The organism is Spirosoma foliorum, assembly GCF_014117325.1.
In the GTDB taxonomy this organism is placed as follows: Bacteria; Bacteroidota; Bacteroidia; order Cytophagales; family Spirosomataceae; genus Spirosoma; species Spirosoma foliorum.
Genome location: NZ_CP059732.1, coordinates 4,405,019 through 4,419,306, shown reverse-complemented (window position 1 = coordinate 4,419,306; position 14,288 = coordinate 4,405,019). Strand labels below are relative to the sequence as shown.

Annotated in this window: 14 protein-coding genes; 2 read left to right on the top strand and 12 right to left on the bottom strand. The window is 47.1% G+C overall.

Features of this window, described 5'->3' with window-relative positions; translation table 11 throughout:
* Positions 1-102: 102 nt before the first annotated feature.
* On the top strand, positions 103-657 hold the full coding sequence (locus H3H32_RS18825) for an RNA polymerase sigma factor (RefSeq protein WP_182464189.1): 555 nt from the start codon (positions 103-105) through the stop codon (positions 655-657).
* Positions 658-708: 51 nt separating this feature from the next.
* On the opposite strand, the gene H3H32_RS18820 is transcribed toward H3H32_RS18825, so the two are convergent.
* Positions 709-960 (bottom strand): hypothetical protein, encoded by a 252-nt coding sequence (locus H3H32_RS18820; RefSeq protein ID WP_182464188.1) that lies wholly within the window; start codon positions 958-960, stop codon positions 709-711.
* 12 nt (positions 961-972) lie between these two features.
* Here H3H32_RS18820 and H3H32_RS18815 point away from each other — a divergent pair, with 12 nt between their 5' ends.
* Positions 973-2,535, top strand: a complete 1,563-nt coding sequence (locus H3H32_RS18815; protein ID WP_182464187.1) for a glycoside hydrolase family 43 protein — start codon at positions 973-975, stop codon at positions 2,533-2,535.
* 315 nt (positions 2,536-2,850) lie between these two features.
* Here H3H32_RS18815 and H3H32_RS18810 read toward each other — a convergent pair whose 3' ends face one another.
* The 11 genes from H3H32_RS18810 to kduI all read right to left on the bottom strand — a co-directional run bounded on the left by H3H32_RS18810 (position 2,851) and on the right by kduI (position 14,288).
* A complete protein-coding gene (locus H3H32_RS18810; protein WP_182464186.1) occupies positions 2,851-3,969 on the bottom strand; it encodes an ABC transporter permease in 1,119 nt (372 codons plus the stop codon).
* Positions 3,966-5,072 carry an ABC transporter permease gene (locus tag H3H32_RS18805; protein ID WP_182464185.1) on the bottom strand — a complete coding sequence of 369 codons (1,107 nt, stop codon included), beginning with the start codon at positions 5,070-5,072 and terminating at the stop codon, positions 3,966-3,968. Before H3H32_RS18805 ends, H3H32_RS18810 begins: the two co-directional genes overlap by 4 nt.
* 14 nt (positions 5,073-5,086) lie before the next feature.
* Positions 5,087-5,836, bottom strand: a complete 750-nt coding sequence (locus H3H32_RS18800; RefSeq protein WP_182464184.1) for an ABC transporter ATP-binding protein — start codon at positions 5,834-5,836, stop codon at positions 5,087-5,089.
* A 94-nt stretch (positions 5,837-5,930) separates the two neighbouring features.
* On the bottom strand, positions 5,931-6,866 hold the full coding sequence (locus tag H3H32_RS18795) for an ABC transporter ATP-binding protein (protein ID WP_182464183.1): 936 nt from the start codon (positions 6,864-6,866) through the stop codon (positions 5,931-5,933).
* A complete protein-coding gene (locus H3H32_RS18790) occupies positions 6,863-7,825 on the bottom strand; it encodes an HlyD family secretion protein (RefSeq protein WP_182464182.1) in 963 nt (320 codons plus the stop codon). Before H3H32_RS18790 ends, H3H32_RS18795 begins: the two co-directional genes overlap by 4 nt.
* Positions 7,822-9,120 carry a TolC family protein gene (locus H3H32_RS18785; RefSeq protein WP_182464181.1) on the bottom strand — a complete coding sequence of 433 codons (1,299 nt, stop codon included), beginning with the start codon at positions 9,118-9,120 and terminating at the stop codon, positions 7,822-7,824. Before H3H32_RS18785 ends, H3H32_RS18790 begins: the two co-directional genes overlap by 4 nt.
* A 107-nt stretch (positions 9,121-9,227) precedes the next feature.
* Positions 9,228-9,869 (bottom strand): TetR/AcrR family transcriptional regulator, encoded by a 642-nt coding sequence (locus H3H32_RS18780; RefSeq protein WP_182464180.1) that lies wholly within the window; start codon positions 9,867-9,869, stop codon positions 9,228-9,230.
* A gap of 840 nt (positions 9,870-10,709) precedes the next feature.
* A complete protein-coding gene (locus H3H32_RS18775; protein ID WP_182464179.1) occupies positions 10,710-11,087 on the bottom strand; it encodes a hypothetical protein in 378 nt (125 codons plus the stop codon).
* A gap of 176 nt (positions 11,088-11,263) precedes the next feature.
* Positions 11,264-12,187: an ROK family protein gene (locus tag H3H32_RS18770; RefSeq protein ID WP_182464178.1), complete on the bottom strand. Its 924-nt coding sequence runs from the start codon at positions 12,185-12,187 to the stop codon at positions 11,264-11,266.
* 111 nt (positions 12,188-12,298) lie between these two features.
* Complete coding sequence (locus H3H32_RS18765; RefSeq protein WP_182464177.1) at positions 12,299-13,417, bottom strand: BT3233 family polysaccharide utilization protein; 1,119 nt, start codon at positions 13,415-13,417, stop codon at positions 12,299-12,301.
* A 1-nt stretch (position 13,418) separates the two neighbouring features.
* Positions 13,419-14,288, bottom strand: a complete 870-nt coding sequence (kduI, locus tag H3H32_RS18760) for a 5-dehydro-4-deoxy-D-glucuronate isomerase (protein WP_182464176.1) — start codon at positions 14,286-14,288, stop codon at positions 13,419-13,421.

Below are 14,288 nucleotides of genomic sequence, written 5' to 3'. Positions count from 1 at the left end.
AGTACCAATGTCTTAGGCAGCGTCTGTCGATCTGATGGGAATGTGTATGTACCTCTAAATAGAACCCATAAATGATGTTTACATATATTGAACCTACTAATTATGACCACTTTATGCACAGACGAGGAGGTTATTCTTCAGCTTTTTACCAGCGAGCCCAGGCAATGTTTCGACATGCTTTACAAACGGTACTTTAACAAAGTATACCGTCGGTGTTTGTCCATGACCCGCAATCATGAACTAGCCCAGGATTTTACGCACGACATTTTTTTGAAGGTGTTTTCCAAGTTGGATGCCTTTCAGCAACGATCTAGTTTCTCGACCTGGCTCTATGCCATTTCGTATAACTACTGTTCAGACCAGCTCCGGCTGGCCAAGCGACTCCAGGTCGATTCCTTAGATAACCTGTTGAAACAGGAAGTACCAGCATTAGAGGCTAATCAGCTGGAAGATGAACTGGTTCAACTGGTTAGACAGGCGATGCAAACGCTATCGGCGAAGGATCGGGCCTTGTTGCAACTGAAATACGAAGACGGTTTAACTGTCGAGGAAATTGCCCGGTTATACAGCATTAAAGGATGTGCGGTTAAGATGCGTCTACGGCGAAGCCGGGAGCGGATGCACCAAATCTGTACTCGTGAATATGCGTATAGCTAAGTAAAGTTAACTGATTGGAAAGCCCGTCATGACGTGTCATGCGGGCTTTTATCATTTCAGGACTTTCGTATGTATCACTCGAATCGACGACTCTATGCGCGTGGCTGTGCCAGTCAGCATAACCACGTGCATATTGAAATACTGGCAAATACCGGTAGATGCTACCGATAGCGACGCTTTAGGAAATAAGCGACTCGCCCGGTTTAAGCATTGATAGTAACGAAAAAGAAGCCGCCAAATATCCGATTGGTACAAAATTCCGATGGACTGTTCGTAAAAGCGACGGTACAATTTTAAAGCCATAATTAGTTCATAATGAGAATTGTTTTTACTGCCCTTGTTGCTAGTCTGTTCATTGCCAATTGTTTGGCACAGTCTGTTCAATCGCCCAAAACAGCCACTACGTATCGAAACCCGGTCATTGCAGGCGACTTTGCCGACCCGTCCGTTATTCGAGTTGGTAATACCTACTATGCCGTGGGTACTTCGTCGGAGTGGGGGCCTGCGTATCCAATTTACACGTCAACTGATCTGGTCAATTGGACCTATATGGGGCCTGTTTTTCAAACTCCGCCAGCCTGGACAATGGGCAGTTATTGGGCCCCGGAGCTGTTCTACCGGAATGGAACCTACTTCGTTTATTATACCGCCCGTCGAAAATCGGACAAGCGCTCGTATATCGGTGTTGCTTCTACTCGTGACCTGCGCAAAGGCTTCACCGATCACGGCCTACTGATCGAATGGACCAGCGAAGCCATTGACGCGTTTGTGATAGAAGATCAGGGAAAGTTGTACATTACCTGGAAAGCCTACGGTTTAGATAAGGGTAAGTTGATTGAGCTATTGGGGGCCGAACTCTCTGACAATGGACTCAAAGTGACCGGTAAAGCAACTACACTACTGACCGCTGATCCGAACAACTGGGAGGGTGGAGGTTTAGAAGGGCAGGCTATTTTTAAACATGGTCGTTATTTTTACATGACCTATTCGGGCAATGCCTGCTGTGGTGCCCGCTGTAATTACCAGGTTGGCCTGGCTCGGGTCGAAAAGCTACAGGGGCCGTGGGAAAAGTATGCTGGGAACCCGGTTTTAGTTAGTAACTCGGCCTGGAAATGCCCTGGTCATGGAACGGTAGTGACTACGCCAGATAATCGCTATTTTTATCTACACCATGCCTACAATGGAATCGACTTTACCTCGGTTGGGCGGCAGGGTGTTTTGAGCGAATTAGTCTGGAATGATAAAACCCAGTGGCCAAGTTTCCGGTATGGTACCACAACGCCTGTTACGGCAGAGTCGCCATTGGGTGCTAGCCAGAGCAGTGTAACGAGTTTATCGGTTGATTTCAAAAACGCAAATGCCGACGCTCCGTGGGTATGGGATGTTAGCTTGCCGAAGCCAACCTTTACCGTTAAGGAAGGTCAGTTGCAGCTAGCCAATACAGCCTCGAATCCAATTGGAAGCTTTCTCGGTTTGGTTGTTAAAAGAGGAACCTATACGTTCTCGGCCAGCATTAAGCCGAAAGCTGATGTACTGCAAAGTATCTGCCTCTATGGTGATGCTGCGAATGGGCTTGGCCTGGGAGCCCGGAAAGGTGCGTTGGAGCTTTGGCAGGTGAAAGATGGTGTGCGCACTGTGCTCGAAACGACGACAATACCCGAAACGGCACCTTTGGTTAATTTACAGGTACATACCGGCGCTGGTCAGTTTTATACATTCAGTTATGGCGTGGATAGCGTGCCAAATCAACTTTTAAAGGCAAATCCGCTGTACGGATCGTTTGTGCCGCGCTGGGACCGGGCACCACGTATTGGCGTGAGTGTATCAGGTACCCAAAACGAACGTAGCCTTATTCAATCCATTAAAATGAATTATTAGTAGCGATTGAGAAATGCCTAATCAAACTGTCTATTCTGTAAACTATGTTGATCGTCAGATAAGTAAATGGAAAATGTAAAATGAATAATGGCTAATTGGTTGATAATAAAGCTGTCTAAACTTTCATCATCTAACTGAGGTTTGTGTTTTTTTGTCATCCCGACGCCAGGAGGGATCTCAAATTTCCATATTAGTCAAGCTTGAGATCCCTCCTGGCGTCGGGATGACAAAAAATAGGCTAGATTTTTCTATAAAAGGGAAAGTTCAAACAACTTCAACTAGTAAATTTTTCATTGTCCATTCGTTTAAATAAACTTAGCTGGTTTTTCGGTAATTCCAGATTGCCCAGCCATTTAAGAACACAGCAAAGCCTACCTCATAAAGCAGTTGACGGCTGACATCGGCCAGTCCGCTGCCTTTCAGGATGATCATCCGCATGACTTCGATGAAATGGGTAACGGGTATTAATTGAGCAATTGCTCGTGCCCAGGCAGGCATGCTGTCGATGGATGTGAAGAGCCCACTCATCAGAATAAAGATCATCATGAAGAAGAAGGCGACAAACATGGCCTGAACCTGCGTATCACTGTAAGTTGACACCAACAAGCCAAACCCCAGAATGGCGATCAGGTATATCCCCGCAAACAAATACAGGGTGGCCAGACTACCACTAGGCACGATTCCGTAAATAAGCCGGGCAATGATCAGCCCGACGGTGAAGACGACCATACCCAATACCCAGAATGGGATCATCTTCCCCAGAATAAACTGCCACTTTTGAATCGGGGTGACATTGATTTGTTCGATGGTGCCAATTTCTTTTTCCCGTACGATGTTGAGCGCCGATAAAAATCCCCCCACCATCGTCAGCAGGAGCACCAGGATGCCGGGCACCATAAAAAAATGATAGTCAGCGGCAGGATTGAACCAGCTACTGGATGTTACGGCAATTGGCGGACCGGTTGTAAAGCGATCTGGCTGCCCCCATTCTAGTCGAATCGCGCTGTTAAAATCGGTGATGATCTGACTCAAATATGCCCCACCCAAACTGGCTTTAGTTCCGTTGATGGCATCTACCGATAGGAAAAGCAGTTGCGCGCCTTCGCGAACCAGATTCCGCTCAAAACCTGCCGGAATTTCCATGATTACATCAGTCTCGTTGTCTTCTACCAATTTCAGTGCCTGCTTATAGGACTGAGGACTCGCAATGAGTTGGAAATAACCCGATGAGCCAATTTTGGAAATCAGTTGCTGAGAATAGGAACTGTGGTCATGATCCACAATCGCCAGATTTATCCCTTTTACCTCAAAATTAGCCGCCAGCGGCATGATGATCAGTTGTATCGTTGGCAGGGCAAAGATCATTGCCAGAATACTGCGATCCCGGAAAATCTGCCGGAACTCCTTACGCAATATGAATTTGAGGATTCTCATGCCAGTCGGATGTTAAAGTTTTTGAGGCTAATGCCCAGCAATGCCAGCGTCATGCCGGCTAAAATGAGCGTTTCTTTCCAGACGGCTTCAATACCTAATCCTTTTAACATCACCGCTTTGACAATCAGGTAATAATAGCGGGACGGAATAATATGGGAAACCCACTGCAGGAAAATGGGCAGATTTTCCAGGGGAAACATGAAGCCCGTTAACAGTATAGTTGGTAACATCATACCCATCATCGACATCAGCATGGCCGTTTGCTGGGTGGTAGCGACATTGGAAATCAATAGCCCCAACGACAGGCAGCAAACAATAAACAACGCGCTTTCGGCCAGCACCAGGGCGATACTGCCGTGAATCGGTACATCGAGCACATAAACCGCCAGTAGCAGAATCAAAATCAAATCCAGCATCGACAGCACCAGATACGGAACGGCTTTGGACACCAGCACCAGAATCGGTTTAAAAGGTGATACCAGCAGGATTTCCATGGTGCCCTGTTCTTTTTCCCGCACCACCGACACAGAAGTAAGCGTTGTACAAACAATCATCAAAATCAGGGCCATTACGCCTGGGATGAAATTCAGCGACCCGTTCATTTCGGGGTTATACAACATTCGGGTCTGAGTGACAATCTGATACGGCAAAGCGGCTGCCGTGGTAAACTTCTGTTGGTAACCGCCAATAATACCCGTCAGGTAATTGATAATGGTAGTAGCCGTATTGGGGTCCGAACCGTCGGCAATAATCTGCACCTGCGCTTTACCGACGTGTCCGATATCGTCGGCAAAGTGGGCGGGAATGATCAGGGCAGCCCGGATGGTACCGCGCCGAAAGGCCGTATTCATTGTCTTGTAGTCCATCAGCGAAGGCTGAAGGTGAAAATACCGACTGGCTCCAACCTGGCCGATAAGCTGCTGCGATGCCTGATCACGAGCAAAATCGATTACAGCCAGATTGATGTTTTTGACTTCGCTGCTAAGCGCATACCCAAATAGCAGAATCTGGGCCGTAGGCAGGCCAAACAGAATCAGCAACGTACGCCGGTCCCGAAAAACATGGTAAAACTCTTTTCGGATGAACACCAGTAACTGTTTCATGCCGCTTGGTTGGTTTAGTCTCCGCTGCGTTTGGCGCGTCGGGCGAGTTGATAGAATACGTCATCCATGGAATCCGTGGAAAACTGTTTTTTTAGATTGCCCGGCGAATCCAGCGCTTCCATTCGGCCATCGACCATGATCGAAATCCGGTTGCAGTATTCCGCTTCGTCCATGTAGTGGGTCGTTACGAAGATGGTAATGCCCCGCTCGGCAGCCGCGTAAATCAAATCCCAGAACTGACGGCGAGTAATCGGGTCTACACCGCCCGTGGGTTCGTCCAGAAAAACAATTCTGGGATTATGGATGATGGCGACTGAAAAGGCCAGTTTTTGTTTCCAGCCCAACGGCAAACTGCCGACCATCTTTTTCGCTTCACTCTGCAAGCCCAGCGTCTGGATCAATTCGTTCCCCCGGTTTTTTAAGTCCCGATCCGAGAGGCCATAAACACCCCCGAAAAATTCGATGTTCTCCAGAATAGTCAGATTTTCGTAGAGCGAAAACTTCTGGCTCATGTAGCCGATGTTTTTCTTGATGGCTTCCTGCTGCCGATAGACATCAAAACCCGCTACCTGAGCCTGCCCCGAGCTAGGATACGAAAGGCCGCAAAGCATACGCATGGCGGTTGTTTTTCCGGCACCATTGGCTCCCAGGAAACCGAAGATTTCGCCGGGATTTACATCGAAGGTTATCTTATCGACGGCCACAAAATCGCCAAATTGCTTGGTCAGTTGCTGGCAGGATATGGCTTTGTCGATGGCTGGCATAACGATAAAAGCTGAGATGATGTAAACTGTATAATTTAAAATGTACAATGTTGGATGTTCACTGATTGACCATTATTCATTATACATTGTCCATTTACGTAGGATTGGCCATCAGATCAATGAACCGGTCTTCAATGGTCGGCGTAACGGGTTTTATCTCCAGATTGGTGTGGCCTTTCTGGTGCAGATACGCCCGTAACAGATCAACATTTTGAGGAATATCCTGCTTAAAAACCAGGTGCAGATACTCCCCAAATGCATACGCATTGCGCACCGAATCGAATTGCCGAACATCGGCCAACAGACGCGGTATGGAGTCCGCTTTGAGCGCAAATAACTGGCCTGGATAGGCGTCGATGATGGCCTGGGGTGTATCGATGGACAGAAGCTTACCCGTCTGGATCAGGGCAATCCGCTCGCAGAGGGTGGCCTCGTCCATGTAAGGTGTAGATACTAAAATAGTGATGCCCTGTTGTTTTAGCCGTTTGAGCATCTCCCAGAACTCCCGGCGCGAAACCACATCGACGCCCGTAGTTGGCTCATCCAGAAACAAGACGGTCGGCTTATGGATAAGCGCACAGCAAAGCGCCAACTTTTGCTTCATTCCTCCCGACAATTTCCCGGCCCGACGAGTTTTGAACGGCTCAATCTGTTCGTAGATATCTTTGATAAGGTCGTAATTCTGCTTCACCGTCGTGCCAAATAGTGTGGCAAAGAAGGTCAGGTTTTCTTCAACCGTCAGGTCCTGATAGAGGGAAAATCGGCCGGGCATATAACCAACCGTGTTGCGGATAGCCTGATAATCCGTAACCACATCATAACCATCGACCGTAGCCGTTCCTTTGTCGGCCAGCAGCAACGTTGTTAGAATGTGGAACAGAGTCGTTTTACCGGCTCCGTCGGCTCCAATCAGGCCAAACAACTCACCCGGTTCGACACCAAAGGACACGTCGTCGAGGGCCGTAATGCACTCTTTTGCGTCCCCGTAGGTCTTCGTGATATGGGTGATCGTGACGGCTCCTGTACTCATTTCGCTGGCTTGGATTTTGTGCCATCTAACAACACTTCTCCATACATGCCGATCTTGAGATAACCATCATTCCTGACCCGGATCTTGGTGGCATAAACCAGATTGGCCCGTTCATCTTTGGTCTGGATGGTTTTAGGCGTAAATTCAGATTTATCGGAAATCCAGGTAATCTGACCCGCATACTCCTTGTAACCCTGCTGTCCGTTATCAATTCGCACCCTGACGGGCTGGTCAATCTGTATCGTCGGCAATTGTGAACCGGTGAAGTACGCCCTTAGGGTCAACGTATCGGTATTGGCAATTCGGTAAAGGGGTTTGCCAATGGTCGCCATCTCGCCCGCAAAGGCATATTTAGTTAGCACCGTGCCCGTGACCGGGTTAATAATCTGCCCCTTCTGAATCTGAACGTCGTACTGCTCAACCAGTTTTTCAATGGAGCCACGCTCACTCAGGACACCCCGATTCTGGGACGCGTTGTTGGTTTTCTCCACCCGAATCTGCTGACGGGTAACGGCGAGTTGTTTTTCTAGCTGATCAATTTGGGCGTTGATGTCGTCGAGTTGTTTTTGCGTAGCGGCATCAGCTTTGATCAGATTCTCGGTACGGGTCTGCTCCCGGCGCAATTGTGCCAATTGGGCCTGCTGTACGGCCTCTTGTCGGCGCGTCAGTTCCACTTGGGGGACTACGCTAGTAGTCCGTTGATTCATTGCAGAAGCAGAAGCCTGCGCTTGCTGCTTCTGCAATTTGGCCGTAGTTACGTCGATCTGCCCCAGAGTAGCGCCGGCCTTTAATCGGTCGCCTTCGTTGGGTGTGAATGTCAGAATCTGACCATTTTGCTGAGCCGACACAATGATTTCGTCGGCTTCAAAATTGCCTGATGCATCATAATCAGGCTCGTTATTTTGGCAGGCCGTGATTAGGGTAGCTGCCAGAAAAGTCAAGAAGGGTAGCGTTTTCATGGATTGTCCGTAGATGAAAGGCCAGCGGTGGTGTTATGGTTATATTGAGCCTGTAGCCGTTGAATCTGGTGTAAGAGCAAGGTTTGCCGGGCTTCGTTCTCGGCATTGACCTGACTAATGTAATCGCGGGTGGTAATGACGCCATTTTGCAACTGGGCATTGGCCGACTGTTTCACCGAGGTCCGGAGTTCAACAATCTGATTATCCTGTTCGATGAGTTCTTCGTACTTCTGCACTTCACCCTGTTGCTGGGTGAGTGATAGATTGGTATTAAGCAGAAACGTTTCGCGTTGTAAATCAACCTGAGATCGGTTAATGGACAGCAATTGCCGATCAGTATGGAAGGTGGTATAAAGCGAGCTAAGCGCCCAGTTGAACCGAAGCCCTCCGATCCAGAAAAGACCGAACTGATTATTGATGATATTAAAAGTTGGTCGCCCGTAGTTTCCCTGGAAAAAGGCGTTGACTTTGGGGCGCAGGTTAATGCGTAGCTGTTCTTCCTGTACGTTGTAAAGCTGCTTTTGGTAATCATACAGCCTGAGTTCGGGCCGATTAATGGCTGAACTCAGCGGCTGTGCCTGAGGTCGAATAAATTGGGTGCTTTCGTCAAGGGGCTGGTGTATGAGCGCAGCCAGCATAGCCACATAAGCCCGACGAGTAGCTCTGGCTTCTGTTGTAGATTGATCGGCCCGAATCAACTCAGCTTTCAGTTCGTTGAGGCTGCTACGATAAGCGGTTCCATTGGCCAGGGCACCCTCGGTCCGGTTAATTCCACTTTGAATATCGGCTTTCCGAAGGGTCGTTAACTGCTGTTGTTCATTGAGTAGAGCAATGCCAAAAAATAAGTTGTTCACCCGATCGCGTAGCGCGTAGAGGGATACTTCCAGATTTTGCTGCTGAACCAACGCATCTGTCTGACGGAGGGCTTTGGTGGTCTGGATGGCACCCCCATCATACAACAATTGATCGACCTGCGCCGTCACCTTGTATTGATCTTTACTGATCTTGGGCAATACAATCCCACCCGCCAGCGCGCCAAGGGGTGATTCCGAAAAATCAACGGTTTGGTTCTGGTAAGTAGCCTGTCCCGACAGCGTTAGTTGAGGTACGTAGCCTTTGGCGGCATTCGCTACCGAATAGTCTCGGCTTTGTTCAATAAGCACCCGCTGCCGGATCAGTGGGTAGTTGTGCCGGGCTAACGTCTGGCATTCTTCCAGTGTGATGGATCGGACTGGTTGCGCCACGCTACGGATGACTAGCGTAGTCAGACACAAAGTAACATATAGTCGTCTCATATAACTACGGCCTGCAGGCCATTTTTATCGACTCGCCTTTCTCTGAAAATGTATCAACTAAACACCTGCTCTAAACACCTGTTTAGTTGCTGGGTAAAAAAATAATCTTACGTCAGCTCCTGCTGCGAGGGTAGCGATTGACCCTCCCGCAGATAGGCCATAATCATGCCTGGTATAATTTTTTTGCGAGTTTCCATCAACTGCCGAAAACTGATTTCGTCCATATCACCTACGTAACAGACAATAGACTGGGCCATGATGGGGAAAATAATATTCCCCATTATAGTTAGTATTACTTGCAACGGATCAACGGCGCGAATAAGCCCCTTTTTTGCTTCCTCCTGAAGCTGTTTTTTTAAATACGAATCATTGATGAATGATTTGACATTCAGCTCTTTCATGAACCTGGGGCCCTCTTTTCGCTGCTCAGCTAATATGAGCAGTGGAAGCTGCTGGTTCTCCATAATGAAGTCGGTATACCGATCAACGATCTTCCAGATTTTGACTTCCAAAGGCGTTTCCTCATTCAGTAAGATGGCCATTCGGCCCATAAACTCGCGGAAAATATCCTGATAGATGCTCCTGAACAATTGGTCTTTACTCCGAAAGTAGTAATTCACCATAGCGAGATTCACTCCAGCTTCTCTGGCAATCTGGCGGATTTTGGCCCCTTCATACCCTTGTTCTAAAAATACCTTTCGGGCGGCCGCCTTAATCTTCTGCTCCGTATCCTGGCCTTGTTGTTCCATAACGTTGTGTGTGTAACGCAAAGGTAACGTATGAATTAAAACTAAACAACTGTTTAGTGGACTCTTAGAAATGTAAAAAGCATAACCAGCTGTTGCAGTTTGCTATTTATTAGTGATTGGTAGGCTAGCTATTGTAGGGTCTGTTTATAGAAAAGGTACAGATCCGCCATCCTTTTATTGTAATTTCGGACAAACGACCGAGGTGAGGCACTTAAGTCATCGCACCGAAACCAATGCTTCAATCGGCTTGACTTAACGTGAATTATGGATAGACTGATCCCATAGGGATCGCACGTTTATAGAGAAATGATTTGAATATCAATCAATGGCATACCTACGGCATGCTGGCCAAACGCGTTCATTTTGAGTGCTATAAACATGTAATGCCTAACAGCATCTTAAATAGGGCTAATTATCCATAATGCACGTTAACTTAACAGGGAGTCCTTGACATCGCTTTTATTCTCGCACAATAAGTTAATCAACGGAGTATGCCGATGCTGGAAATAGGGAGAAGACTGACAGGAATTGGGAAAGTGCAGAACTCAAAAACTGCTAGACCTTTGCAGTATATGTCTAATCAATAAGCTTCGTTCTTGACGGTACTGGTGCTCTTCCAAAATAGTTTTTTTTTATTCTACTAGATTCTTTTGATACTAGATGCCTGATTATCAGAATCTACAGAAACTATAGAATCTAAATTGGTAAAGTACTAGTACTTTACCAAACTGGATTCTTGGGTTCGCCCACACGGTTGATTCTATCGGATTCTATTGATAATCAACACCTAAACAATCAATGAGAATCGAAAGAATCTCTAGAATCTAAATTGGACAAGTACTAATTATCACTCTCCGCAGAGGTTAATAATCGCATCGTTTCGGCTTCTCGATTCAATCGATTTAAAATGCGGGTGTGAGCAGCTAGTTGTTTACAGTTATCCAGATTATTTGTCTCAGCTTGCTCTAAATCCAGAAGTAAACTTTTCAGCTCCTGCTTCATTTTACTTAACAGTGTCCTTAATTTATTAATAAGGAATGGGTTTCTGTTCTTTATGGAGCGTAAGCCTTTCTGCAAGTAATATTTATTAGCGCAAGGGGCCAGATTGTTATAATGGTTGTAAAAAGCAGCTACTGCTTCGAACCAGTTTGCCAGAATGGTGGCATGGGTGGTAGGATCTACTGATTGAAGATCACTTTTGTAGAGCGCACGTCCCATATTTCCTTTTTGTTTAACTTTTGGATGTGGTTTTGTAACAAAGTTTAAGCAAATAGTTTGTTATTGTCAAACTTGGTCTTTGAATTTTACTATTCGGTAGCTAAAAGTTATATCGCTAATTCGGGTAGGTTACCTATTCCCAAATTAGCGATATAATTGATTGGTAAAGATGTCTATTAGCCCAACAGAGCGGCCCCGAATACCCCCGCGCTGTCGCCGAGTTTTGGTTTTAGAAACAGTGTGTTGAGCCGCCGATCGTTAAATACGTATTTTTTTGCCCGCTCAAAACCTTCCGTGTACAGTAGGTCGATGTTGCCGACACCCCCACCGAGTACAATGGCGTCGGGGTCAAGTATGTTCACAATGGTAGAAATAGCCCGGCCAAAATACTCCAGCAACCGATCGACGGTGGCTGCGGCATGAGGGTCGGTACCCTGATGATATCGCTCAAGAATTTCTTTCAGATTGCGGTTTTCACCACTTTGTTCCAGATAGTATCGTTGGAGTGCTGGGCCGGAAATAACCTGCTCGTTACAACCTCGTTTGCCACAGTAACAGGGGTAACCGTTTTCTTCCAGAATATTATGCCCCCATTCGCCCCCAATACCCTGCCGACCGCCCTGCACAACGGGGATACCATCATGACCACGAAAAACGACACCGCCACCAACACCCGTTCCCAGAATAACGCCAAACACCATCCGATAATCCGGGATAACATCCTGCACAATGCCCATTGTGGCTTCCGATAAGGCAAAGCAGTTAGCATCGTTGGTTGTTGCCACAGGGACACCCAATGTTCGGGCAAGGTCTTCCGGAAACGGCATTCCATTGATACAGGTCATGTTCGAATTTTTCATCGTACCTGTTTCTGGATCAAGGGTACCAGGTGTACAAAAACCGATTTTTTTGGGTTGAATACCCGTTTCGGCTTTGAGTAGGTCAATTAGTTTGCTAATCTGACTCACGATGTGATCGTAGCCTAAATGAGCCTCGGTATCAATGCGTTTGCGGATAATGACCGCATCAGGAGAGGGAGCGGATAAAATAACGCCTTCAATCTTGGTGCCACCTAAGTCGACACCCCAATAGGTTTGCATGGTTTAACGAATAGGGTTCAAAGGGAGTATATTTATTGTTTCAGGTTCAATGTTTCATGTCATCATACGTCAGTCAACTGGAACATGAAACATTGAACCTGGAATAGTAAACTAATTAATTCTTACGACTGGCTTGTGCTTCAGTTGATCTGCATACTGACGAAGGTAAGCAAACCAGGCATCGCTGGAAGTTATTTGTCCAGCTTTGTCCCAGGCACCACCCGTGTAATAGGTAATAGTATTGCCAGATTTAACGCTCAACTTAGTCAACCCATGTTGATAGTTACGCATCATCGTTACCGGCGATGTTGTAAATAAACAACCGACACCAATGGTACCATCGTCACCGTGTTTCGGTTCCCAATACCCCAAAATTCCCTCTTTTTCGGCCAGCAGTAATGGACTTTCTTCGGGTCGTAACGTAATACCGACTACCATAGGTAAGGCCTGAGCAGCCGTATGAATAATAGCGACCAGTACCTTGCTTAACTGAGAACCTGCATCCAGCGATACCGTTCGGGTCTCATTAACAGTAATGCCCTTGAATGTATAAGGGTCAAACTTTACCCGAAAGGTAGAGCGCAGTGGCCCATTGTCCAGTACTTCCCAGGAACGATAGTTGTGAATGAACTGGATTGAGTCGTTGAGGAAAACCCCGATGTCGCCTGCGCCCAGCGTCAGACCAACGTGGTAGTAATCCAGTCCTTCGCCATGATCCTTGTGGTAATCGTCGCCCTTATACCATTTGTTAAGAATCAGCGCATCAGTGCGTTTGGCCCAGATGTCGGAGCCATAGGCATTATCGGAACGCCCGTTGAGAGCCGCCCCATAGATGCGAAAAGCAACCTTATCGTTTTCCCAGGCAAAATCGTCGTAGCGTTCGGGTACATACCGGCAGTATGTTTTGGCCGCTATTGGGGCAGGCTTTCCTCGACGTAAGGTTAGTTGAATCGTTTGTTTAGGACTAGCCGATAGCTGAACAAGTAGGTTTTGAATGGCCTTTGTTCCCCGATGTTCAAGCTGATAAGGTACTTCTTTTCCTGCCAGAACAACCTGCAATTGAGCCGTATCGATTGCGGGGTAAGCTTTCGTCACCGTTGCCCAGGGAATTTCAACGACTGATTGAATCAGTGGCCTATTACCCGGATTCGTAACGTTAAGTGTGGCGTTTTGACTGATTGCCTTCCCCGACAAACCAATCAAAACACCTAATACCAGCGAAAATCTCATTTTATTTTAAATCAGTAATCGCGCAGAAATCCATATCGCCATAGTCGAGGTTTTCACCGGCCATTCCCCAAATGAACGTATAATTCGACGTGCCAGCCCCGGAGTGAATCGACCAGTTAGGCGAAATAACCGCCTGTTCGTTTTGCATCCAGATATGGCGGGTTTCCTGCGGTTGCCCCATGAAATGACAGACACTTTGACCCTGCGGCACTTCGAAGTAAAAATAGACTTCCATGCGCCGGTCATGCGTATGAGCGGGCATAGTATTCCAAACGCTACCCGCTTTCAACTCGGTCATACCCATTTGTAATTGACAGGTTGGTAAAACGCTATTCACCAGCAGTTTATTAATCACCCGGTGGTTAGCGGTTTCCATGCTGCCCAATTCAACAACTTCTGCTTCCGAGCGAGCTATTTTCCGGCTGGGATAGCTGTGAGTTGCGGGCGTAGAGTTTAAGTAGAATTTAGCCGGATTAGCTTCATCGTGCGAGCTAAATTGAACACTTTTCGTGCCCTGACCAATATAAAGAGCCTCTTTGTATTCTAAATCGTAGGTAGTACCATCGGCTACTACCTGTCCTGAACCACCAACGTTAATGATACCTAACTCACGACGTTCGAGGAAATAAGCCGCTTTGAGCTGATCGGGGGCTTCTAACGTTACCTGCCCTGAAGTGGGCATAATACCACCAGTTAGGTAACGATCGAAGAAAGATAATGTCCAACGAAACTGATTCGCAACGAACAGATTTTCGATGAGGAAATTCTGTCGTAACTGGTCGGTATTCATTCCTTTTACCTCGTTGGGCGAGCTGGCATATCGGCTTTCAAAAACGGTTTCACTGGCCGGTGAGGTCAATTCAGTTTGCAT